The 23,517-nt window shown below is 50.1% G+C and carries 21 protein-coding genes; 17 read left to right on the top strand and 4 right to left on the bottom strand.

The features are described from left to right. Positions 1–120: 120 nt before the first annotated feature. Positions 121–3,105: a ribonuclease E gene (gene rne, locus D568_RS0111200; protein WP_020209696.1), complete on the bottom strand. Its 2,985-nt coding sequence runs from the start codon at positions 3,103–3,105 to the stop codon at positions 121–123. 670 nt (positions 3,106–3,775) lie between these two features. On the opposite strand from rne, the gene D568_RS0111190 reads away from it, so the two are divergent. Then, a complete protein-coding gene (locus D568_RS0111190; RefSeq protein ID WP_020209694.1) occupies positions 3,776–4,771 on the top strand; it encodes an RluA family pseudouridine synthase in 996 nt (331 codons plus the stop codon). Positions 4,772–4,773: 2 nt separating this feature from the next. Next, positions 4,774–5,421 carry an HAD-IA family hydrolase gene (locus tag D568_RS0111185; RefSeq protein WP_026286997.1) on the top strand — a complete coding sequence of 216 codons (648 nt, stop codon included), beginning with the start codon at positions 4,774–4,776 and terminating at the stop codon, positions 5,419–5,421. Here D568_RS0111185 and D568_RS0111180 read toward each other — a convergent pair. After that, positions 5,418–6,026, bottom strand: coding sequence for a Maf family protein (locus tag D568_RS0111180; RefSeq protein ID WP_020209692.1), 609 nt, complete (start codon positions 6,024–6,026; stop codon positions 5,418–5,420). The two genes, D568_RS0111185 and D568_RS0111180, sit on opposite strands and share 4 nt — an antisense overlap. Before the next feature lie 205 nt (positions 6,027–6,231). Here D568_RS0111180 and D568_RS0111170 point away from each other — a divergent pair, with 205 nt between their 5' ends. From D568_RS0111170 to D568_RS21435, 12 genes are all read left to right on the top strand, one after another. Further along, positions 6,232–6,774: a YceD family protein gene (locus tag D568_RS0111170; RefSeq protein ID WP_020209690.1), complete on the top strand. Its 543-nt coding sequence runs from the start codon at positions 6,232–6,234 to the stop codon at positions 6,772–6,774. A 54-nt stretch (positions 6,775–6,828) separates the two neighbouring features. Beyond that, on the top strand, positions 6,829–7,011 hold the full coding sequence (gene rpmF / locus D568_RS0111165; protein ID WP_020209689.1) for a 50S ribosomal protein L32: 183 nt from the start codon (positions 6,829–6,831) through the stop codon (positions 7,009–7,011). A 27-nt stretch (positions 7,012–7,038) separates the two neighbouring features. Beyond that, positions 7,039–8,034: a phosphate acyltransferase PlsX gene (gene plsX, locus D568_RS0111160; RefSeq protein ID WP_051084046.1), complete on the top strand. Its 996-nt coding sequence runs from the start codon at positions 7,039–7,041 to the stop codon at positions 8,032–8,034. 42 nt (positions 8,035–8,076) lie between these two features. Further along, on the top strand, positions 8,077–9,012 hold the full coding sequence (gene fabD, locus D568_RS0111155; protein ID WP_020209687.1) for an ACP S-malonyltransferase: 936 nt from the start codon (positions 8,077–8,079) through the stop codon (positions 9,010–9,012). Positions 9,013–9,041: 29 nt separating this feature from the next. Next, on the top strand, positions 9,042–9,785 hold the full coding sequence (gene fabG, locus D568_RS0111150) for a 3-oxoacyl-ACP reductase FabG (RefSeq protein WP_026286996.1): 744 nt from the start codon (positions 9,042–9,044) through the stop codon (positions 9,783–9,785). Between the two features lie 187 nt (positions 9,786–9,972). After that, positions 9,973–10,209: an acyl carrier protein gene (gene acpP, locus D568_RS0111145; protein WP_020209685.1), complete on the top strand. Its 237-nt coding sequence runs from the start codon at positions 9,973–9,975 to the stop codon at positions 10,207–10,209. A 141-nt stretch (positions 10,210–10,350) separates the two neighbouring features. Next, positions 10,351–11,595, top strand: coding sequence for a beta-ketoacyl-ACP synthase II (gene fabF / locus D568_RS0111140; RefSeq protein ID WP_083915349.1), 1,245 nt, complete (start codon positions 10,351–10,353; stop codon positions 11,593–11,595). A 27-nt stretch (positions 11,596–11,622) separates the two neighbouring features. After that, complete coding sequence (gene pabC, locus D568_RS19995; RefSeq protein WP_020209683.1) at positions 11,623–12,492, top strand: aminodeoxychorismate lyase; 870 nt, start codon at positions 11,623–11,625, stop codon at positions 12,490–12,492. After that, positions 12,492–13,538 carry an endolytic transglycosylase MltG gene (gene mltG, locus D568_RS0111130; RefSeq protein WP_020209682.1) on the top strand — a complete coding sequence of 349 codons (1,047 nt, stop codon included), beginning with the start codon at positions 12,492–12,494 and terminating at the stop codon, positions 13,536–13,538. Before pabC ends, mltG begins: the two co-directional genes overlap by 1 nt. Positions 13,539–13,687: 149 nt before the next feature. Continuing rightward, complete coding sequence (locus tag D568_RS0111125) at positions 13,688–15,388, top strand: glutamine--tRNA ligase/YqeY domain fusion protein (protein ID WP_020209681.1); 1,701 nt, start codon at positions 13,688–13,690, stop codon at positions 15,386–15,388. Positions 15,389–15,414: 26 nt separating this feature from the next. Next, positions 15,415–16,806, top strand: a complete 1,392-nt coding sequence (gene cysS / locus D568_RS0111120; RefSeq protein WP_020209680.1) for a cysteine--tRNA ligase — start codon at positions 15,415–15,417, stop codon at positions 16,804–16,806. Further along, complete coding sequence (locus D568_RS21435) at positions 16,803–17,183, top strand: rhodanese-like domain-containing protein (RefSeq protein ID WP_020209679.1); 381 nt, start codon at positions 16,803–16,805, stop codon at positions 17,181–17,183. The genes cysS and D568_RS21435 overlap by 4 nt, the downstream gene beginning before the upstream one ends. Before the next feature lie 276 nt (positions 17,184–17,459). On the opposite strand, the gene D568_RS0111105 is transcribed toward D568_RS21435, so the two are convergent. Both D568_RS0111105 and D568_RS0111100 read right to left on the bottom strand, forming a co-directional pair. Then, positions 17,460–18,737: an HlyC/CorC family transporter gene (locus D568_RS0111105; protein WP_026286994.1), complete on the bottom strand. Its 1,278-nt coding sequence runs from the start codon at positions 18,735–18,737 to the stop codon at positions 17,460–17,462. Between the two features lie 81 nt (positions 18,738–18,818). Then, on the bottom strand, positions 18,819–19,610 hold the full coding sequence (locus tag D568_RS0111100; RefSeq protein WP_051084045.1) for a cytochrome C assembly family protein: 792 nt from the start codon (positions 19,608–19,610) through the stop codon (positions 18,819–18,821). 212 nt (positions 19,611–19,822) lie between these two features. Between D568_RS0111100 and ffh the strand changes: the two genes are divergently transcribed. The 3 genes from ffh to D568_RS0111085 all read left to right on the top strand — a co-directional run bounded on the left by ffh (position 19,823) and on the right by D568_RS0111085 (position 23,509). Then, positions 19,823–21,202 (top strand): signal recognition particle protein, encoded by a 1,380-nt coding sequence (ffh, locus tag D568_RS0111095; protein ID WP_020209674.1) that lies wholly within the window; start codon positions 19,823–19,825, stop codon positions 21,200–21,202. Positions 21,203–21,322: 120 nt separating this feature from the next. Continuing rightward, positions 21,323–21,763 (top strand): META domain-containing protein, encoded by a 441-nt coding sequence (locus D568_RS19985; RefSeq protein WP_020209673.1) that lies wholly within the window; start codon positions 21,323–21,325, stop codon positions 21,761–21,763. Positions 21,764–21,823: 60 nt separating this feature from the next. Further along, the gene (locus D568_RS0111085) at positions 21,824–23,509 is read left to right on the top strand and encodes an NAD-dependent malic enzyme (RefSeq protein ID WP_026286992.1); all 1,686 of its coding nucleotides are present in this window, start codon (positions 21,824–21,826) and stop codon (positions 23,507–23,509) included. The last annotated feature ends 8 nt before the right edge of the window (positions 23,510–23,517 follow it).

Here is a 23,517-nt window from a genome sequence, read left to right as displayed (position 1 = left end):
ACATAGGTTTTTTTCTGGAGCAAGCGCTGTTAAGAAAAAAAACACTATTTTTCCATAACTTATGGGTGGTCTGAAATAAAAAAAGCCGGGCGTTGCCCGGCTTTTATACGAACTGTCCGATTACTGAGCAGGTTCGCTTTGAGTGGCTTTCACTCGCGGGTCGTTGCTGGGTCTTTGCAGTGGCCGCGGGTTGTGGTTCACCCGTGCTGGCTGGCTGGTATCCAGGGCGCGAGGTAAGGGGCGGTCACGTGTCTCGGTCAGTATTCGTACTTTTTGCACAGGCTTGGGGGCGACCCGTGGGTCGTTTTGTGCCCGGCTAAATGTGCGCACAGCTTTTTGCGTGCCGTTTTTGCTGGCTATGGTCAATGTCTTTTCCTGAGACGCGGGTGCCTCCTCTTGGCTCGCGGGTGCAGCGCTATCATCTTTGGGTTCGGCAGCGTTTTCGTGCTGAACGTTTTCGATGGTCGGTTCAACATTCTCAACGGTGCTTTCAGATTGATCGGCAGCTACTTTTTCTGCTGCAGTCTCCTCATTTAGCTCTACGGCATCAGCTCGAACGGCTTGATTGGCTGGTTCCGCTTGCTCCGAAGCTTCGAGCGTGCCAGCTTCGTTCGTCTCCGTCGCTGTTGGGGTTTCCAGTGCTGCATCGGTACTGGGTGGCTCTTGTGGCGCAATTGAAGGCTGTTTTTCAGCTTTAGGGGCGGCCAAAGGCTGCTCATTTACTGAAGGCTCTTCTGATTTCCCGGAAGCCTCCTGGGCTGCGATTGGCTCTTGTTTTGCCGTTGGCGGCTGCTGCTCTTCGAGTTTGGGCTGTGCTTCACGCTGATGTGGAGCTTGTTCTGCATCAGAGCTCTCAGCGTTAACGTTTGCCGGTTGGGCCGAAGGAAGTTTGTCGTTTTTGACATCCTGCTTGCCGGTTTGGGTGCTCTTTTCTTGAGTGGCAGCTTCCTGCGCGTCGATAGCCTGATTTACCTGGGCGTGTAAGTCCTGGTTTGAGGTGCTGTCTTCGCGGCGACGACGGCGCTGGTTGCCGCGGCGGCGACCAGAGGGGCGCTTAGCTGGGCGTTGCTCGTCGTTATTGTCATGGCTTTGGCTGTCTTGAGGCTGCTTTTGTGACAGGCCCTGAGTGCCGTTGTCGCTGCCTTTGTTGTCGCCAAGATTGTTACGCTGTTCGTCGCGGTTGCGATTGCGATTTCGGTTGCGTCCACGACGATTGCGATTGGAGCGCGATTCGGTGCGCTGCTCGTTACTGTCGCTATCTTTCGTGTTGCGCTCTTTGTTATCGCCAGAATCCTTTTTGCTTTTTTTGCTCTTCTCGTCGCGATCATCCTGACGACGTTGACGGTTTTGTGGGCGACCGCGACGAGAACGCTGGTCACTGTTTCTGCGTTTGTTCTTGGGTTCTGGCTCTTTTTTCTCTTCGCCTTCAAAGAGTTCTTGCAGCCAGTTGATCAGGCGGGCAATTAAGCCTGGCTCGGCTTTGGCCACAGGAGCTGGCGCTTGTTCAGCTGGTGCGGTGGGCTGCACCAGTGGTTGCGGCAGTTTTACTGGCGCGGCTTCGGTAATTTGCTCGTGCTCGGTGTGCTCTTCTGAGGCGACAATCTTGTAACTGGTTTCCAGTGTGCCTTCGTCGTCATCGCGCAAACGCTGAACTTCAAAGTGCGGTGTGGTCATTTCATTGTTGGGCACGACCACGACGCGGGTTTTGTTGCGCTGCTCAATGCTGAAGATCGTTTTGCGTTTTTCATTCAGCAGATAAGTGGCGACGGAGGTGGGGGCAATAGCTCGAATTTCAGCGCTGCGCTCTTTCTGTGCCTCTTCCTCTACTAGGCGTAAGATAGAAAGTGCCAGTGAGCGGGTGCCGCGAATTGTGCCCTGACCATTACAGCGTGGGCAAACTTTAGAGTGCACTTCGCCTAAACTTGGGCGCAGGCGCTGACGGGACATTTCCAGCAGGCCGAAGCGCGAGATGCGACCGATTTGGACGCGGGCGCGATCCATGGCAAGGGCGTCGCGAATACGATTTTCCACTTCCCGTTGATTGCGGCTGGCCTGCATATCGATAAAATCGATTACGACCAGGCCGCCCATGTCTCGCAGGCGCAGCTGTCGTGCAATTTCGTCAGCGGCTTCCAGGTTGGTTTGCAGGGCGGTCTCTTCAATGTCGCCGCCTTTGGTGGCGCGTGAAGAGTTAATGTCGATAGAAACCAATGCCTCGGTTACGTCGATAACAATTGAGCCGCCAGAGGGCAGTTTCACTTCGCGCTGGAAGGCGGTTTCGATCTGGCTTTCGATCTGGTAGCGGTTAAACAGCGGAATGTCGTCTTCATACAGTTTAACTTTGCTGCCAAAATTCGGCATTACCTGGCGAATAAAGCCCGAGGCGAGGTCAAATGATTCTTTGTTGTCGACAATGACTTCACCGATGTCTTGGCGCAAGTAATCTCGAATTGCACGGATGATAACGTTGCTTTCTTGGAATAAGAATGTGGGTGCTTTGCAATTTTGTGCACCTTGGTCAATGGACTCCCAAAGCTGCAACAAATAATTCAAATCCCATTGCAGTTCTTCAGCGCTGCGGCCTACGCCCGCGGTGCGAATAATAATGCCCATGCCGTTGGGTATTTCAATTTGGCTCAAAGCATCGCGAAGTTCGGCGCGGTCTTCGCCTTCAATGCGCCGTGAAATGCCGCCAGCGCGAGGGTTGTTGGGCATCAATACCAGATAGCGACCTGCCAGACTGATGAATGTCGTCAGGGCAGCACCTTTGTTGCCGCGCTCTTCTTTATCGACTTGAACAATTACTTCGGTGCCTTCTTTGACGACGTCTTTGATCTTTACGCGGCCGTCGGAATCGCTGGAAGATTTGGCAAAGTATTCGCGGGAAATTTCTTTGAGGGGCAAAAAGCCGTGGCGCTCGGCACCATAATCAACAAAAGCGGCTTCTAAGCTGGGTTCTACCCGGGTGATACGGCCTTTGTAGATGTTGGCCTTTTTTTGCTCGCGGTTGCGGTTTTCAATATCGAGATCGTACAGCCATTGGCCGTCAACCAATGCTACGCGCAGCTCTTCTGGCTGGGTAGCGTTTATCAGCATTCTTTTCATGCGTTTCCTAGTCTTTCCTGTTGGGCGCAGCGGGGCCCTTGGCGACTAATCAACGCTGTGTGTCTTGCACAGCTCATTTTGGTCCTGTGCGTTAGTGAGCACAGTGACAGCTGACGGATTGTTATTGAACTTCGTCGTCGGTTTGTGCGCGTTGGGCGCAGGGTTCAGCAAACCGAAGTGTCAATATTGTTTTTAAATCCGTTTACCGATTTGGCCAGAACTGACTGGCGCTGTTAAATTGCTTGTCTGTGCAGGTAAGGCTAAGGCCTTCTTTCCTATGAGTGTGTCGGGAGCTTTAGGCTCTCTCATCGTTCAAGTTCTGCCAGATTTTAGCTGGTATATATACAAAACACATCGAGCGGATTAATCGCATTGCGCCTGCTGCGCAATGGTTTTGGTGTTCGCGCTGCCGTAAGCATGGCTTAGCTGAATAGCTTTGGGCGCGCGTCGCACCTCTCATCACTTCACTGGGGCCACCGCATCAATCGTTTACGTTGGGCGGCACCTCGGCTGGCAGCGGTATTTCCTCGCGACACGCCTGATACGCAATGTCCGGAAACCTGCCTGTCCCAGCAGGGCCGAATATAACAGTTAAGACAAAGCACGGCAATCGCATTTTGCTTTTGCAGTTTGTGCCTGCCGGAGAGGGAATGCTGCTAAAATCCGCGCCATGAATACTAAATCTATGTCTTTTAATCAGCTTGATGAGCGTTTCAGTCGAGTTCAGTACCTTACTGTCGACTCTGATCAGGCTGGTCAGCGAGTCGATAATTATCTGGTGGCACGCTTAAAGGGGGTGCCGCGCACCCATATCTATAAGTTGTTGCGCAAGGGAGAGGTGCGTGTCAATAAAGGAAGGGTGAAAGCTGATAGCCGCCTCGCCGATGGAGATGTGGTGCGCCTGCCACCGCTTAAAGTGGCTAAGCGCGAACCGCCTAAAAAGCTCAGTCAAGGGCTTGGCAGGTTGCTTGAAGGTTCAGTGTTGTTCGAGAACGAAGGTCTTTTGGTGGTGAATAAGCCCCCAGGGCTCGCTGTGCATGGAGGTAGTGGTGTGAGCCTTGGTTTGATAGAGGCGCTGCGGCAGTTGCACCCGGAAGCCCGCTACTTGGAGCTTGTGCATCGATTAGATAGAGATACTTCGGGCTGCATAATGGTGGCAAAAAAGCGCAGCTATTTACGGTTTTTACAGCAGTCTCTGCGTGAGAAGACTTTGGGCGCCGGCGGGATTACTAAGGTGTATCAGGCGCTGGTGCTTGGTTGTTGGCCAGCTAGGGCGACGCGGGTGAGTGCGCCTTTGTTAAAGCTTGAGGCCTCTGGTGGGCGTGAGCGAATTGTAAAAATTCATCCTGAAGGTAAGTCCAGTCTGACCCAATTTAAGGTTTTGCAGCGTTATGTGGGGTTTACCTTGGTGGAGGCGAGACCTATAACCGGCCGAACCCATCAGATTAGAGTGCATGCGCAGTCTAAGGGCTGCCCTCTGTTGGGCGACGAAAAATACGGTCGTGATGAGATCAATGAAAAAATGCGGGCAAACGGCTCTAAGCGGCTTTTTCTTCACGCGAGTGCCCTTCGTTTAAATTTGCCTGATGGTCAGGCGGTTGAGGTGAGTGCGCCCCTGCCTGATGATCTGCTAAGCGTGCTTAATAATCTGAGTCTAGAGGTGTAGGTTTGCTGTATATTTTTGATTGGGATGGAACTCTTAGTGATTCCACTGCAACGATAGTGACTGCTATGCAGCGAGCCGCTGAGGATATTGGTTGGCCTCGCCCCGACGATGATGCCGTCCGTAACATTATTGGTTTGGGTTTGCCTGAGGCGCTCAGTGTTATGTATCCAAGTGAAGAGCCTAAAAGCCTGGAGGCGATTCGAGACAGGTATCGTCATCATTATTTAGAGTTGGATCAGGCCAAGCCCGCCGAGTTTTACCCCAAGGTGAAAGAGTCATTGGATAGTTTGCGCTCAGATGGCCACATCTTGGCTGTGGCAACGGGCAAAAGTCGCCGGGGGCTTGATCGCATTTTAGGGGTGATGGGACTCGGTGGTTACTTTCATGCTACCCGTTGCGCTGATGAGACTGCATCTAAGCCAAACCCTTTGATGCTGCAAGAGTTGCTTGCGGAATTGGTGGTGCCCGCCAGCGAGGCGGTGATGGTGGGCGATACCGAATATGATATGGATATGGGGCGAAGAGCTGGGATGGCAAGGTTGGCGGTAAGTTATGGCGCCCACAAGCCTGAGCGTCTATACCCTTACGCGCCTGATCTATGTATGGATTGCTTTAGTGAAATACTTTCTTGGCGCAAGCGGGATTCTTAACTTGAAAGTACATCAATACCAGCTTCGTATAATAGGGCGGTGAGGCGTATTAAGGGTAGGCCAACCAGTGTGTTGGGGTCGTCTCCTTCCAAGCGTTCGAACAAGGCTATGCCCAAGGCTTCGGACTTGAAGCTGCCGGCGCAGTCAAAGGGTTGGTCTTGCTCCAGGTAATGCTCAATTTGTCCGTCCGTGAGTGTGCGAAAGTGCGCTTTGTAAGTTTCTACTGCGGTGTGGTGGTGCCCGGTGTTGGTGTTTAGCAGGCATAACCCGGTATAGAAAATAACGCTTTTACCGCTTGCTGCTTTTAGCTGAGAAAATGCATTTTCTTTGCTGCCTGGTTTTCCGCACAGCTTGCCATCTAGGCTAGCCACCTGGTCGCTACCAATAATAAGGCTGTTGGGGTGGGTACTTGCCAGGGCTTCTGCTTTTAGTTGGGCCAGGCGAAGGGCGAGAGCATCAGGCTTTTCGCCGGCTAGTGGGGTTTCGTCCACTTCAGGTGCTTGCCATTTAAAGGGGTGTCGGAGTTTTTCCAGCAGCTCTCGGCGGTAGCGTGAGCCAGAGGCTAGCACTAGTTTGGGTGTTTGGTTTTGCGGTGACTGTTGCATATTGGTCTCTATGTTTATCTTTATGTCTCTGATAAATGCCGGTTTGATTGGTCGGGTAAAAACGTTGGTTTTTACAGTTGGCTGCACTCAATTGCGTGAGGTTATCACTGTGCAGGGCTAAATTGGCCTAATACCTTGTGTTTAACGGGTAAAAAGACCAAATGTCTTTGACAGACCGCCACTGTATCCCTATTATTGCGCGCTTATGTCTCAAGCACCCATAAATCAGTCATTGCCAAGGCGCGGCGACCCGCGTAAATACGCTCAACAGGGTGTAGAGTTGGTGGGTTTTTTGGCTCTAGAGTCGCTACCGCGTCTGCAGGGTGCTGTGACGGGTGACAGTGCAAGTTTTGATGTGCTGTTATCATTCCGGATTGATGAAGATGGTAAAAAGGTTCTCGAGGGGACGGTTAATGGTGAGGTCAATATGATCTGCCAGCGTTGTCTTGATACCGTTCTGGTGCCTTTGAGCTGTAATCTCAGGCTCGGTATTGTGTGGAGTGAGGATCAGGCTCGGGCCTTACCGCGCGATCTCGATCCTTGGATTGTAGGTGAGGGTGCAGCTGACTTTTACGAAATTGTAGAAGAAGAGTTGCTGTTAAGCCTGCCCGCGGTTGCTTATCACGATTATGCGTGTGTTCCTAGTGAGCACTTCAGTAGTGGAGCAGCCGAGGTCGAAGCAAGCAGCAAACCCAAGCAAAACCCGTTTCAAGTTCTGGAGCAACTTAAAGGAACGCCGAAAAAGTAGTTAAGTCTACCAGAGGCGCCCCTGCTTCAGTTTATTGTTATATAGGAGTTAATCATGGCCGTTCAACAAAACAAAAAGACACGTTCTAAGCGCGGTATGCGTCGTTCACACGATGCGCTGACCGGGCAAACCTTGTCTGTAGATCCCACCAGTGGTGAGAAGCACTTGCGTCACCATGTGACGGCTGACGGTTTTTACCGTGGCCGTAAGGTGATCGATAAAGCATCTGACGAGTAAGTTGTTTGGTAGGAAGACGATTTAGCATTGTCTACTCCAATACGGCTAGCACTTGATGCTATGAGCGGGGACTTCGGTCCCCGTATTACTATTCCCGCTGCGCAAAAATTCGCGCAGATTGCACCTCACGTGCATTTACAAGTGTACGGTGATCCGGTCGCTATTCGCGCTGCCGCCGATAACGCGCTGCCTGCCAATATCAGCATTCATACTGCACACAGTGTTATACCCATGGGAGCTGATCCTAGAAAAACCTTGCGGCAGGGGCAGGATTCTTCGATGTGGTTATCGCTGCAGGCGCTTGCGGATAAGCAGGTGCAAGCCTGTGTTAGTGCCGGGAATAGTGGGGCATTGATGTTGATAAGCAGACGTGTGGTCGGGGTGATACCTGGCGTTGAAGTCCCTGCCTTCAGTAAGGTCATGCCCGCTGAATCTGGTTTTACCCTCATGCTGGACTTGGGGGGCAATCTGCACTGTAGCTCTGAGCAGCTTGTTCAGTTTGCTCGTATGGGGCAGATTCAAGCTTGTGCTGCTGGTGTGCAGAGCCCAAGAGTTGCGCTGCTTAATATTGGCGCCGAGGCTGGTAAAGGTACTCGTACTATTCGTGATGCTGCTGCGATTATGGAGCGAGCGGCGGATATCAATTTCTTGGGTTACCTTGAAGCCGATGCAATTTTCAATGGTGAGGTAGAGGTCATTGTGTGCGATGGCTTTAGTGGTAATGTTGCCCTTAAAACCAGTGAGGGTGTTGCTCGCTTGCTGACTCGCCGTATTGAAAAAAGCTTCGCGTCAGGTCTCGGGCGCTTGGCTGGCCTGCTTTTATGGCCCATCCTCAGACGCTGGCGGATGGAGTTTAACCCCGATGCTTACAATGGCGCGGTGCTGGCTGGCCTGGATGGCGTAGTCGTGAAAAGCCACGGCGGGGCAGGCGTTGATGCCACAGTTAATGCGCTGCATTTGGCGCTCGAGCATGCTCAAACAGGGGTTCCTGAAAAAATTGCTAAAGCCGTGACATCGTTTTAAGTGGCACAGAAAATAGAGTTTCAACCATAAGAGTTAATGATTATGACCGCAGCAAATCTCGCATTTGTATTCCCCGGGCAAGGCTCGCAAAAAATAGGCATGTTGGCCGAGCTTGCGGCGCACTACCCCATAGTTGAGCAGACATTTGCCGATGCGTCGCAAGTGCTTGGCTATGATCTCTGGCAGCGTGTGCAAGAGGGGTCTCAGGACGAAATTAATTTGACTGAATGCACTCAGCCATTGCTGTTAACGGCAAGCGTCGCTTGTTGGCGGGTGTGGTGTGAGAAAGGTGGGGCTACGCCCTCTATGATGGCTGGGCACAGTCTTGGTGAGTGGTCTGCCCTGGTTTGTGCGGGCGTCGTAGCGTTTTCTGATGCGGTTGCGCTGGTACGTCAGCGTGGCAAATTGATGCAAGAGGCCGTGCCAGCGGGTGTGGGTGCTATGGCTGCCATTATCGGTTTGGATGACGCTGCGGTTAAAGCGGCTTGCGACGCGTCTGCGCAGGATGAGGTTGTTGCGCCTGTGAATTTTAATTCGCCTGGCCAGGTGGTGATTGCGGGGCATGCCGATGCCGTGGCACGTGCCGTCGACGCGTGCAAGGAGGCCGGCGCTAAGCGGGCCTTGCCGTTGCCGGTGAGCGCACCTTTTCACACCTCATTAATGCAGCCTGCTGCAGAGCGCCTTGCTGAACAGGTGCAGGCAACCCGATTTAGTGCGCCGCAGGTGCCAGTGGTTCATAACGTGAATGCGGCCTGCGAGTCTGATCCAGACAAAATTAAAGCCTTGATGATTGAGCAAATATACGCTCCTGTGTTGTGGGTGGATTGCGTTAAGACGATGCAGGCGGGCGGCGTTGAGCGATTGATAGAGTGCGGGCCGGGAAAAGTGCTGGCGGGCCTTGCCAAGCGTATTGATCGCGCATTGAACGCCACCTCGGTGGAAGCTCCAGAGGAATTTGAGGCGGCACTTGCCTCCTAGAAAATCACTAAAGGATGTTTTTTAACATGATGAATTTAGACGACAAAGTGGCTTTGGTTACCGGCGCAAGTCGCGGTATTGGCGCCGCAATTGCGCAGCAGCTCGGAGCGGCAGGTGCTGTAGTGATTGGTACCGCAACCAGTGAAAAGGGTGCGGCGGCCATTACTGAAAATATTCAGTCAGCCGGTCACAAAGGCTGCGGTATGGTGCTGAATGTCACTGAGCCGGAGTCGGTCGCAGCGCTGCTTAAGCGAGTCAATGATGAGTATGGCGTGCCGGTAATTTTGGTGAATAACGCCGGAATCACCAAGGATAATCTGTTGATGCGGATGTCTGATGAGGAGTGGTTCGACGTGATCAATACCAACCTGAGCGCGGTGTATCGCTTAAGTAAAGCGGTGTTGCGCGGTATGATGAAAGCTCGCTGGGGTCGCATTATCAATGTTGGTTCTGTGGTTGGCTCTATGGGTAATGCGGGGCAGGCTAATTACGCTGCTACCAAGGCTGGCGTGGCGGGGTTTGCTCGATCACTTGCCGCTGAAGTGGGTTCGCGCGGCATTACTGTGAATACTGTGGCGCCGGGCTTTATTGATACCGATATGACCAAAGTTTTGCCTGAAGAGCAAAAAGTAGACTTGCTAAATCGTATTCCACTTGGCAGGCTGGGCAAGCCTGAAGAGATTGCCGCTGTCGTGGGCTTTTTGGCGTGCGATGCTGGAGGTTATGTTTCCGGTGAAACAATTCAGGTTAATGGCGGCATGTATATGGGATAATTGCTTCTCCAAGCAATTGTTTTTAAAAAGAAAATTAGCATAGGGTAAAGTTTTTTTGTCCGATGCGTTACAACACGGCGAAATTCGATGTAAAATGCGCGTCGATTTCGCCGTAGATAATCTGGAACCGCCACTGTGGTTCGGGTGCGGTTTCGTCGATACTACCTACTAGGAGTTGAATTAGATCATGAGCAGCATTGAAGAACGCGTAAAAAAAATCGTTGCTGAGCAACTGGGCGTTAAAGAAGATGAAGTGAAAGCCGAGGCTTCTTTCGTTGAAGATTTGGGCGCGGACTCTCTGGATACTGTAGAGCTGGTGATGGCTCTGGAAGAAGAGTTTGAAACTGAGATTCCGGATGAAGAAGCCGAGAAGATCACCACTGTTCAGTTGGCTATCGATTATATCAATGCCAACCTGGCCTAATCTGCGAATTCTTTGAATCCAGATTTCAGCGAAAGCCGTATTATTGAAAAATAGTACGGCTTTTTCTTTTATATATCGCGTAAAGCGGTGTCGTTTAACAGGCGGGCGAGGTGTGTGAGCCTTGCTGCGGGAGATAAATAAGTGTCGCGTAAGAGAGTAGTTGTTACCGGATTGGGCATGGTCAGCCCGTTAGGCAATACGGTTGCGGATACCTGGGGTGGAATTCTCAATGGTAAGAGCGGTGTCGAACCAATTACCAGTTTTGATGCCTCTGCGTTTAGCACACAATTTTCTGCGTCTGTAAAAGACTTTTCGGTAGACGGTTATTTCGCGCAAAAAGACGCGCGTAAAATGGATCGGTTTATTCAGTTTGGTATGGTTGCCGGTATTCAAGCCATGCGGGACTCAGGTCTTGAAGTGACCGATGAAAACAGCGCCCGTATGGGTGTGTCCATCGGCTCTGGTATTGGTGGTATTGGCACCATTGAAGATGGCACCTTGGTTGTAGAGCACAAGGGGCCGCGCCGTATGTCGCCATTTTTTGTGCCTGGCGCGATTATCAATATGATTGCGGGCAACTTGTCCATTCACTATGGATTGCGTGGTCCCAATCTGGCTGTTACCACAGCCTGTACCACGGGCACGCACTGTATAGGTTTGGCGGCTCGTTCAATTATGTACGGCGAGACAGATGTTATGTTAGCTGGCGGTGCCGAAATGGCGACAACTCCCGTTGGATTGGGCGGTTTTGCTGCCGCGCGAGCGCTGTCTAGCCGAAATGATAACCCAAAGGCGGCAAGTCGCCCTTGGGACAAAGATCGCGACGGTTTTGTGCTGGGGGATGGTGCGGGTGTATTAGTGCTTGAAGAGTACGAGCACGCCAAAGCGCGTGGCGCCAATATTTATGCTGAGTTAGTAGGCTTTGGCATGAGCGGCGATGCCTATCACATGACCTCGCCACCCGCAGACGGTTCTGGTGCTGCATTATCGATGCAAAATGCCATTAAAGACGCGAATATTGCCCTTGAAGATATTAACTATATTAATGCGCATGGTACATCCACCCCTGCTGGGGATGTGGCGGAGTGCCGGGCGGTTAAGTCGGTAATGCAAAATGCGGTGGATCAGGTGGCGGTCAGCTCTACCAAGTCCATGATTGGGCACTTATTGGGAGCAGCTGGGGCCGTTGAAGCTATTTTTAGTGTGTTGGCTATTCGCGACCAGGTAGCTCCGCCCACAATTAATCTGGATAACCCAGATGAAGAGTGTGGCGATATTAATCTTGTGCCGCATACGGCCCAGGAAAAAGGCATACAGGCAGTGCTGTCAAACTCCTTTGGTTTTGGTGGCACCAATGGTTCACTGGTGTTTTCTCGCTTGAAATAAGCGGCATATTTTCTAAGAAGACGGGCCATGGCCGATAGCACAAAGCCTCAGGTGTGGATTGATGGCAGGCAGGCCGCGGGTCTGTCTCCCCTCGATCGTGGCCTGGCCTATGGCGATGGTTTATTTGAGACTATCGCCCTTTATGGAGGCCACGCGCCTCTACTTTCCCTGCATTTAAACCGGCTTAAACAGTCGGCCGCTGCCCTCAGTATTGATATTGCCGACGAGACTCTCATCAATGGCTTAGAACCAGTATTGGCGCTGCTGGATGCCAAGGCTTGTGGGCTTATAAAAATTATTTTAACCCGAGGTGATGGTGGCAGGGGTTATGACCCTTCTGGTGCCGATCAAAGCCGCCTTATTTGCTTCTATTTCCCGGATTTTATGCCGTTGTCAGACGATCAGTGTGTTAACGCTGTGCGCCTATGCAGACAGACACTAGGGCGTAATCCCACGCTGGCAGGGCATAAACATTTAAGCCGGTTAGAACAGGTTTTGGCTCGAGCGGAATGGCGTGATCCTGCTGTGGCCGAAGGATTGTTGTGCGACTCTGAGGGTGAGGTGATAGAAGCTACCGCAAGCAATATTTTTGTGTTCAATAACGGTGCTTGGGTAACGCCTGTGTTGGATAACTGTGGTGTAAGAGGGGTTATGAGGCAGCTGCTGAGTGACGATATTATTCCGGCATTAGGTCTCTCGGTCATTGAGCGGCGGTTACGTCTTGAAGACTTAAAAACTTCTGACGAACTGATTATTTGCAACAGCGTTAGAGGTGTTAGATCTGTCGGCGTGATTCTGGATGAAGGTGGTAAACCGTGGCACGAATATTCCGGATTTGCTCGTGCTGTTGAGTTACAGAAATCTGTGCGAACGCACTTTGAGAGGGCAATAAATTAATGGTTCAGCTTGCGGTTAATGTTGTTAAAAAGCTGTTATTGCTCGCGGTTTTAGCCGCCCTGGTTGCTGGCCTGGGGGCGTATCAGTATTTTAAAAAATGGCTCAACGAGCCGATGATTGTCGGTAATAATGGCTTGGTTTATGAGCTTCCTGCTGGTGGCAACCTTGGGCAGGTAGCTAATCAGCTAGCCGGGCTTGCGGTGTTAAAGCATCCGCAGGCATTGGTGCTGTATGCAAGACTTACGGGACAGGCTTCTGTAAGGGCGGGCGATTACCGCTTTGAGCCAGGTACAACGCCGGCCGAGCTGGTGACTTTACTGCATACGGGTAATGTTATTGAATACGCTGTGGCGATCATTGAGGGTTGGACCTACGCTGAGGCCGTAGAAGCGTTATCGCGAGCGCCACGGGTGACTTCTCTCTTGCACGAGAAGCCGCTTGAAGAGCAGTTAGCGCTGCTTGATTTGCCTATTGAGCATCCGGAAGGTTGGTTTTTTCCTGACACATACCATTACGATGGCGGCACTACCGATGTTGAGATTATGCGGCGCGCCTATGAAAAGATGTCTGCCACGCTGAACAGTTTATGGCAGGAGCGAGATTTAGCCCTTCCTTATAAAACGCCGTACGAGGCGCTCATTATGGCCTCGATTGTTGAGCGTGAAACCGGCGCTGCCTGGGAGCGGCAAAAAATTGCGGGGGTGTTTGTTCGCCGGTTGCAGCAAAACATGCGCTTGCAGACGGATCCAACCGTTATTTACGGCATGGGCGAGAGCTACCAAGGTAAAATCAGCAGTGCTGATTTACGTCGCAATACACCATATAACACTTATACAAATCACGGCTTAACGCCTACACCTATTGCATTGCCGGGGGAGGGGGCGCTTTATGCGAGCATGCACCCCGAAAGCGGCCAAGACCTGTACTTCGTCGCTAAAGGTGATGGAACCCACGTTTTTTCGGCCACTTTGGACGAACATAACAAAGCGGTGCGCGAGTATCAGCTGAAAAGGCGTGGCGATTATCGTTCCACTTTGCGGCCTTGATGCGGCATTTTCTACCCAGGATTTAAAGCCTCACTACACTTCTGTCGAGGGTGGTGCAGGTTAAGTTGAAGGTAGGAAATCTTCTGCGCAGGTTATACAATACCCTGTTTACTTTCGCCTAATTTATTCTCGTTTGGATTCTGAGCTTTATGAGCGACAACTCTTTAGCGGATGCGCCGGCAAGCGAAAAGCCAGCCCATTTTCTGCAAAATATTATTAAACGTGATCTTGCTGAGGGTAAGGTGGCGTCCATCAGTACCCGCTTTCCTCCTGAGCCGAATGGTTATTTACACATCGGTCACGCCAAATCCATCTGCTTGAATTTTGGTCTGGCTCGTGAATTTGGAGGTCAGTGCAATCTGCGATTCGATGACACAAATCCGGAAAAAGAAAGCGAAGAGTTTGTTGAGTCCATCAAGCGCGATGTGACCTGGCTGGGGTTTGAGTGGAGTGGCGATATTCGCTTTACCTCAGACTATTTTGATCGCTTGTATAACTGGGCGCTGGAATTGATTCGTGCTGGTAAGGCTTATGTCTGTGATCTGAGTGCTGAGCAAGCTCGGGAGTATCGTGGCACCTTAACCGAACCCGGTCGCAACAGCCCCAATCGTGATCGCAGTGTGGAAGAGAATCTGGCGCTGTTTGAGAAAATGAAACTGGGCGAGCTGGAAGAAGGTAGTTGCTCGTTGCGCGCAAAAATTGATATGAGCGCTCCCAATATAAACCTGCGTGATCCGGTTATTTATAGAATCAAAAAGGTACATCACCACCACACAGGCGATACATGGTGCGTTTACCCCTCATACGACTTTGCCCACGGGCAAAGCGATGCTCTTGAGGGTATTACCCATTCGATCTGTACTCTTGAGTTTGAAGATCACCGCCCTTTGTATGAGTGGTTTATCGAGAATTTATCCGTGCCTGCAACGCCAAAGCAGTATGAGTTTGCGCGGCTGAATTTAAATTATACGGTGACCAGTAAGCGTAAGTTGCGGCAGCTGGTGGACGAGGGGTTTGTTGACGGTTGGGATGATCCACGTATGCCGACTATTTCAGGCATGCGTCGCCGGGGCTATACACCGGCCTCTTTACGCAATTTTTGCGAACGGATCGGCGTGACCCGATCCGACAGTGTTGTTGACGTCAGCATGCTGGAATACTGTGTGCGGGACGATTTGGATAAAAATGCACCTCGTGCTATGTGTGTGCTGCGGCCGCTAAAACTGACCTTGACGAATTACCCTGCTGATAAGCAGGAAATTTTCACTGCGCCTGGACACCCTAATCGTGATGATTTGGCTGAGCGAGAGCTGCCGTTTTCCTCGACCCTATACATTGATGCGGATGATTTTCGGGAAGAGGCCAATAAAAAATACAAGCGCTTGGTTATTGGTAAGCGAGTGCGTTTGCGTAACGCTTATGTGATAGAAGCGGATGAATGCGTAAAAGACGACGATGGCAATATCGTCGAGGTAAAAGCTCGCATTATTGAAAATACCGTCGGGCTCGATCCGGAGGACGGCGTTAAACCTAAAGGCGTGATTCATTGGGTGTGCGGTACTAACCATTTGAAATGCGATGTACGTTTGTACGATCGCCTGTTCAGCGAAGCCAATCCTGGTGCGGGTGGTGAAGACTTTTTGAAAGCTATTAATCCAGACAGTCTTGAAGTGTTGACTGGTTGTATGGCCGAACCTTCTTTAGCAGGCGCCGAAGCCGAAAAAGCCTATCAGTTTGAGAGGGAAGGGTATTTCTGTTTGGATGCTGATTACAGTAAAGACGGTAAGCCAGTGTTTAATCGCACAATAGGTTTACGCGACAGCTGGGCTAAAATTTCTCAGCAAAACTAACCGGATACTCAATTTCTGCCAAGATTATGTCATTAAAAATTTACAGCACCTTAAGTCGACAAAAAGAGAGTTTTAAACCGTTGGAGGCCGGCAAAATCGGCCTTTATGTCTGTGGTATCACCGTGTATGACTTTTGTCATATCGGTCACGCGCGCGTGCTGGTTGCTTTTGATGTTATTACCCGCTACCTGCGCTCGCAGGGTTGGGATGTAAACTATGTCAGAAATATCACTGATATTGACGATAAAATTTTGCGTCGCGCGGAAGAAAATAACGAGCCCTATACAGATTTAACCCGCCGCTTTATTGACTTTATGCACGATGATGAAAAGGCTTTGGGTATATTGCCGCCCGATCAAGAGCCCCGTGCAACGGCTCATATCAGCGATATCGTGGCTTTGATTCAAACGCTGGAAGAGAAAGATTTTGCCTACAAAGCCGATAACGGTGATGTGTATTACCGCGTTTCTCGTTTTGAGGGTTATGGCAAGCTTACGAATAAAAAGTTGGATGAGCTGCTGGCCGGTGCTCGAGTCGAAGTGGGTAGCGCCAAAGAAGATCCGCGAGACTTTGCGTTGTGGAAGGCCGCAGAGACGGGGGAAGTGAGCTGGGACTCGCCTTGGGGGCCGGGTCGCCCCGGCTGGCATATCGAGTGTTCTGCCATGAGCAAGCATTGCTTGGGCAGCAATTTTGATATTCACGGTGGCGGTCCGGATTTACCCTTCCCGCACCATGAAAATGAAATCGCTCAAAGTGAGGCGGCAAATGGATGTCAGTACGCTAATTACTGGATGCATGCCGGGGCCGTGCGCTTGGATGGCGAGAAAATGTCCAAATCAGTGGGCAATTTTTTTACCATTCGTGACGTATTGGAAAAGTATCACCCAGAAGTGGTGCGTTACTTACTGATCAGCAGCCACTACCGCAGCCCTATTAATTATTCTGAAGATAATTTGGTGGAGGCAAAGGCCGGGTTGGATCGTTTTTACAGCGCATTGCGTGGTTACGAGGCTGTCTCTTTAGCGGAGAATGAGGTGTTGAGCGCCGATAAGTATTATCAGCGTTTTGTCGACTCCATGAACGATGATTTCAATACGCGGGAAGCCTTGGCGTCAATGTTTGACTTAGCGCGTGCCTTAAACGCTGAGAAAGATGTGGCCAAGGCAGAACAGATGGCCTCCATTCTTAAGGCTTTAGGTGGTATTTTGGGGCTGCTGCAATCTAAACCTGAGGAATTTTTACAGCAGGCTAGCGGAGATTCTATGTCGGCTGAACAGGTAGAGAAATTGATTGCCGAGCGCGCAGCGGCGAAAAGCGATCGTGATTTTTCTCGTGCCGATCAGATTCGTGATGAACTTGTTGCTGCGGGTATCATTTTGGAAGATTCTCCCTCGGGCACTCAATGGCGTCGTGAATGAGTATGAGAGGCCGTAAGGAAGTGGGTGTTGTTTTAAGGCTGTTCATTGCAGTTTGCGCTGCTATGTTCCTGCCGTTAATGGTGAGCAGCGCAGAGCCTGTGGTTTGGGTTGATGTTCGCACGGCCGAAGAGTTTGCCTCGGGCCACATGAGTGGCGCGGTGAATATCCCCCATGAAGATATTGCTTCTGGTGTTGCGGGGCTTGAGCTTAATAAAGATCAGCACATTGTTCTGTACTGTCGTAGCGGTCGGCGGGCTGCTTTGGCGCAGAAAACACTAGAAAGTTTAGGGTACAGCCGGGTCGAAAATGCTGTTGATCGGCAAGGTGCAGTTGCACTGCGCGAACAGCTTGAAGCTTCGGCTGAAGGCGATCAGTAATGTTTAAAAGTTTGGGACGTTACCGTCGCCTTGCGGCCACATGCTTTCTTTCCTGTTTGTGCTTTATTGGTCTCGCAATATATGGCTGGGGCGTAAGCTGGCGCGATGTTTTGAGTTATGCTTTTGCTGCCATTGTGCTGCTTGGCGCCACTATAGCCTTAGCTGCATTGGCTGGCTGGTTACTGCATAAAGTGCGTAAATGATAATTCGTAAACGTTAAGTGTTTATACTCGGAATGTTAGACTAGCGGCTGGGTATAGCTTTTGCTCGGTGCGCTTACTGAAGCTTCTCGTCCATTTTCACCTTAAACCACGTCACCATTTTGTCCGAAATTTCTTCGGTTTCGAACAAGTATTGCTCCAGTGAAAAGCTGATGTTGCCATCTGGGATACGTTCTAGGTACTCCATTGCCAAGCCATTAACGGTTTTGGGGCCATCGATTGGAAGAGACCATTCCAGTGCACGGTTGATATCACGGATGAACGTTCCACCGTGGATGCGATACCAGTCATCGGCTTGTGGAATGATGTCCTGTTCGTTGTCTTCTGCAATATTTGTGGTGAATTCTCCTACGATTTCTTCCAGAAGGTCTTCCATTGTTACTATACCTTGAACTTCTCCATACTCATTCACAACCATAGCAATTCGGCATTTCTGAGTTTGAAAGTTCATTAGCTGAGTGTGTAGTGGTGTTGATTCCGGCACGAAATAGGGTTCATCGGCGTAACTAACGATTAAATCGGAGGTGACGTCTGTGTCAGCACCATTTAAAAACCGTGCGACATTGCGCAGGTGTAACAGGCCTACAACGTTATTGAGGTCAGCGGTGTAAACCGGTAAGCGAGTGTATTCTGAGTTACGAATTTTATGCAGTAAGGTGTCGATATCGTCTTCTAAATCAAGGCCTTCCACTTCGTTGCGTGGAATCATAATGTCTTCGACGGTGGATTTTTCCAAATCCAGAATGTTCAGCAGCATGCCTTGGTGTTGGTCGGGGATAAGCTCACCCGCTTCATCAACCACTGTGCGCAGCTCATCAGGGTCGAGATGTTCGATGTGCGAGTGCTTCTTTTCCAGGCCGAATAGCTTCGTTACTGAATTAGAAATACCATTAACCAGTAATACCGCGGGATGCAGTACGTAAGATAAGGGTTTCAATAGTAGGCTGGCGAAAAAAGAGATGCGTTCGGGGTATAAAGTGGCTAGGGTTTTGGGGGCGACTTCAGCGAAAACAAGCATAAATAGGGTGAGTACTAAACCGCCAATGGCGGGGCCGGAATCTTCGCCCAGCAGCTTTACCCCGATCATGGCCGCGACAATAGCAGCGAAATTGTTAGCCAGGTTGTTACCAATCAGAATCAGGCCAATCAAGCGGTCTGGTCGGGCGAGCAACTGTTCAACACGCAGCGCCCCCTTGTCACCTTTCTTGCTCAGGTGTTTAAGGCGGTAACGGTTGATTGACATCATTGCCGTTTCTGAGCTGGAGAAGAAGGCCGAAATCACTAAAAGTGCGGCCAGAATGCTAAAAAGCAGTTCTAATGAGACTTCGTTCAAGGGTACATATTGCCTGTATTACATGCTGGCCGGCTATCTTGAAGCAGTTTGCATCATTGCGCAATACGCATAAGTGGCCATTTAGTTAAGGATAAACTCGAGCACTAGCTTGCTACCGAAATACGCCAACATCAACATGGCAAAACCACCGAGCGTCCATCGAATTGCGGTGTAGCCGCGCCAGCCCAACTTGTACCTTCCCCAAAGCAGTAAGCTGTAAATAAACCAGGCAGATATAGTGAATACGGTCTTATGCACAGCATGTTGAGCGAATATATCATCGAGAAATATAATTCCGGAGATAATAGAGGCGCTAAGTAAAAGTTGCCCTGCCCATAGGATTTCAAACAACAGGGATTCCATGGTTTGTAATGGGGGCATTAGCTGCAGCGGTGGTAGTGTACGCTTGTGTTTCAGACGGTAATTTTGAAAGGCTAGAAACAGTGCCTGTAAAGTGGCGATGGTAAGAACGCTATAAGCAAGTACAGAAAGCAGGACATGACTGGCTAGGCCTAGCGTTACGGGAAGTACAGTCTTTTGTCCTTTAAATAGAAGTGCTGAGGCGATTGCTATGGTGGTTAGGGGAAACAATAGTAAGAATAAATTTTGCACCGGCCGACGAAAAGCGCTGATAAAAACAATTGAATTAACACAGCAAAAGACGAGCGATAGAACGCCAAACAACTGTAATGTCAGTCCATCGGGCGTGATGATGAGTTTGTAAGACCCTACTATATGCAAAACCAAGGCAATCGGCGTAAGGATGAAAAAAAAGCCATTGCTTGGCATTTTTAACCGCCTAACGCTGTACATCAGGTGGCTCCAGGCGGCGAAATAGAAGCAAATTGCAAGTATGTTGATGGTGTAGGGCATTAGATAGATAATTCCACGACAATATCCATAAGTCACGAAGTGTCGCATAGGAAGTTCGTGATGAGAAGGCTGAAAATGAGAATTAGTCCTGCCCTGGGCTGAATAGTAATGCGCCGTCGTTAGACGGTATAATGCCACCATCAAACGGCTGTGGCCGTGTTCGTGAATGTAATTGGTCAAAAAGTGGCCTACTTGGGAAGCGATACTTATTTATGTTCGATAACTTACAAGACCGTCTTGCAGGTACGTTCAAGAAAATCACCGGTAAGGCGCGATTAACTGACGACAATATTCAAGCAACCTTACGAGAAGTGCGTAAAGCCTTGTTAGAGGCGGATGTGGCGTTACCTGTCGTTAAAGATTTTGTGGGTCGGGTGAGGTCCCGCGCTCTTGGCACTCAAGTGGGTAAAGCGCTGAATCCTGGGCAGCAATTTCTAAAAATTGTAGAGTCTGAATTGGTTGCTGTTATGGGGGAGGCCAACGAGTCCCTCAATCTGGCGGCCCGTCCACCCGCTGTTATCCTTATGGCAGGGTTGCAGGGGGCGGGTAAAACCACATCGGTGGCCAAGCTGGCCAAATTCCTAACTGAGCGCGAAAAGAAAAAGGTGCTGGTAGTGAGTGCGGACGTGTATCGTCCGGCGGCCATTGCGCAGCTGCAAACGCTGGCACAAGAAGTTGGCGTTGAATTCTTCCCCTCAAGTGAGAGCGATAAGCCGGATGCTATTGCCACGGCAGCTATTGACCATGCAAAGCGTCAATTTTTTGATGTATTAATCGTCGATACCGCAGGTCGGCTGCATATTGATGAGGCTCTGATGGATGAAATTCGCCTTTTGCATAAGGTGACGGATCCTGTTGAAACCCTTTTTGTTATTGATGCCATGATTGGCCAGGATGCGGTAAATACGGCGCAGGCATTTAACGATGCACTGCCGCTGACGGGCGTTATTCTTACCAAGGCCGATGGTGATGCTCGCGGTGGTGCAGCATTATCTGTTCGTCAGGTGACGGGCAAGCCTATTAAGTTTCTGGGCATGGGCGAGAAAGTCGATGCGCTGGAGCCTTTCCACCCTGACCGTATTGCTTCTCGGATTCTCGGTATGGGCGATGTTATGTCCCTTATCGAAGAAGCTGAGCGCAAAATTGATAAAGATAAGGCCGAAAAACTTGTTAAAAAGGTGCAAAAGGGCAAACGTTTCGACTTGGAGGATTTGCGCGATCAGCTGCAGCAAATGCAGGATATGGGGGGGTTGACCGGATTGATGGATAAGTTGCCCGGCATGGGCAATATGAGTCAGATGGTCCAGCAGGCTGACATGGGGAAGCAATTCAAGGTCATGGAGGCGCTTATTGGTTCTATGACACCGTGGGAGCGGCGTAACCCAGATAATCTTACAAGCTCGCGCAAGCGTCGTATTACTCAGGGGTCAGGCACTAATATTCAGGATTTGAATCGTTTGTTAAAGCAGCACAAGCAGATGGCAAAAATGATGAAAAAAATGAAAGGCGGTGGCATGTCGAAAATGATGCGCGGTCTAGGAGGTATGATGCCAGGGGGTGGTGGGGGACTGCCGCCAGGCATGGGGCGCTAAAGAGTCAATCAAGTAAAAACACCGGGCTATAGCCCGGTGTTTTTTTATGGGCGTGTATTTTAGTATAAAAATAGCTAAGATCATTGAATAAGCGAAACATGTCGAGCGTGAGGAAGGTAAATGATGGATAAGTGGAAAGGGTGGCTGGGGTTAATCGTTACGGCCGCAATGAGTGCTTGTACCCAGCAGGCACCTAAGCAATCTGATGCCGAGATTATGGGGGGCTTGATGCAGAGCTCATGGCGCATTGAGTCCATCCAGTCCGGTGGTGTAATTGACTACAGCCCTGCGCAGTTGACCTTTGCGGCCGAGGGTAAATTTTCAGGTAATGGTACATGTAACCGAATTTTCGGTGAGTATAGTGTTTCAGGTGAACGATTAGTGATAGCCGATAAGATCGGTGCAACTAGGAGAATGTGTCCACCGGCATTGATGAATCAAGAGCAAAGGTTGCTGCAGGTTTTACCGGGCGAGCATTCAGTTGAGCTCAAAGATGGAATTTTAACGCTACTAAACAGTGAGGGTGATGAGGTCATTCGAGCCGCAGCGGTATCGCTGTAATTCAAATCGAAAAAAAATCGCTACCACGTCAAATCAGTCACAAGACATTAAGGGACACGAGTGAATACTAGGCCAATTTACATACCCTTTGCAGGTCCAGCGCTACTAGAAGCACCGTTGCTGAACAAGGGTAGCGCTTTTAGTCACCAGGAACGCCAGCAATTCAATCTAGAAGGGCTGCTGCCTTATAACATTGAAACAATCGAAGAACAAAAAGCACGTGCCTATGAGCAGCTGTGCTCGTTTAGCACTGATATTGATAAACATATCTATCTGCGCAATATCCAAGATACCAATGAGACATTATATTTTCGATTGGTTACTGAACATTTACAGGAAGTTATGCCGCTCATCTATACCCCAACTGTGGGTAAGGCGTGTGAGCTTTTTTCGAAAATTTATCGGCGCAAACGAGGTTTGTTTGTATCTTATCCTGACCGCGACAGACTTGACGATATTTTGCAAAATGCGACTAAGCATAATGTAAAAGTAATAGTTGTTACTGATGGCGAGCGAATTTTAGGTCTTGGAGACCAGGGCATCGGAGGAATGGGGATCCCTATAGGAAAGCTTGCGTTATACACTGCCTGTGGTGGAATTAGCCCTGCTTATACTTTGCCCGTGGTGCTCGATGTGGGGTGTAATAATCGTAACTTGGTGAACGATCCAATGTACATGGGGTGGCGCCACGAACGAATCAGTGACTCAGAGTATTATGACTTTGTTGATCAGTTTATCCAGGCTGTAAAAGTGCGTTGGCCGAACGCTTTGTTGCAGTTCGAAGACTTTGCGCAGAATCACGCGACCCCATTACTGCACAAATATCGCAATGAGCTTTGTTGTTTTAACGACGACGTCCAGGGAACAGCTTCTGTGACCGTAGGGACGTTACTTGCCGCCTGTCATACAAAACAAGAGAAACTTTCGCAGCAGACTATTGTGTTTGCTGGGGCCGGCTCCGCCGGATGTGGGATTGCGGCGCAAATTGTCGATGAAATGTGCGAAGAAGGGCTCACGCGCGACCAAGCTTTAAAGCAAATATATCTGTTGAATCGTGATGGTTTACTTATAGATAGCTCTGAAGGATTGCTTGATTTTCAGCGCGAATTTTGTAAAGACGATGGCATTTTGCAGGAATGGCTGCTCGATAAACCGGGGCGAGTGGGGTTGGCGGATGTGGTTCGCAATGTACAGCCCACTGTTTTAGTTGGTGTCTCTGGACAGCCCGGCTTATTTAATAAAAACATTATCGAGTCTATGCAGGCGCACTGTGAGCGGCCAATTATTCTACCCCTGTCTAATCCCACTAGCCGGGTGGAAGGTTTGCCGGTGGATATCCTGCGCTGGACATCGGGTTTGGCAATCGTGGCAACAGGTAGCCCTTTTGAATCTGTGGATATTGGTGGTATTAAGTACGAAATTGCCCAATGCAATAACAGTTATATTTTTCCTGGTGTTGGCTTGGGAGTCATTTGCGCTAAAGCGGCAAAGGTAACCGATAAAATGATGTTGGCTGCAGCTCGTGCATTGGCCTCGATGTCGCCTTTAGCAAATACCGGAGCTGGGCCATTGTTGCCAGACTTGGCCAGCATCCGTGAGGTCAGTAAAACAATAGCGGTGGCCGTTTATAAGCAGGCGGTTGAAGATGGTGTTGCCGAGCCTGTACCCGAAGAGTTGATGATGGAGCGAGTTGAGAAAAACTTCTGGTATCCACGCTACCGTACCTATCGGCGTACATCGTTCTGAGGTATGAA

This window comes from Gilvimarinus chinensis DSM 19667 (assembly GCF_000377745.1).
In the GTDB taxonomy this organism is placed as follows: domain Bacteria; phylum Pseudomonadota; class Gammaproteobacteria; order Pseudomonadales; family Cellvibrionaceae; genus Gilvimarinus; species Gilvimarinus chinensis.
The sequence above is the reverse complement of the archived record's forward strand: the minus strand, read 5'-3'. Positions and strand labels throughout refer to the sequence as shown.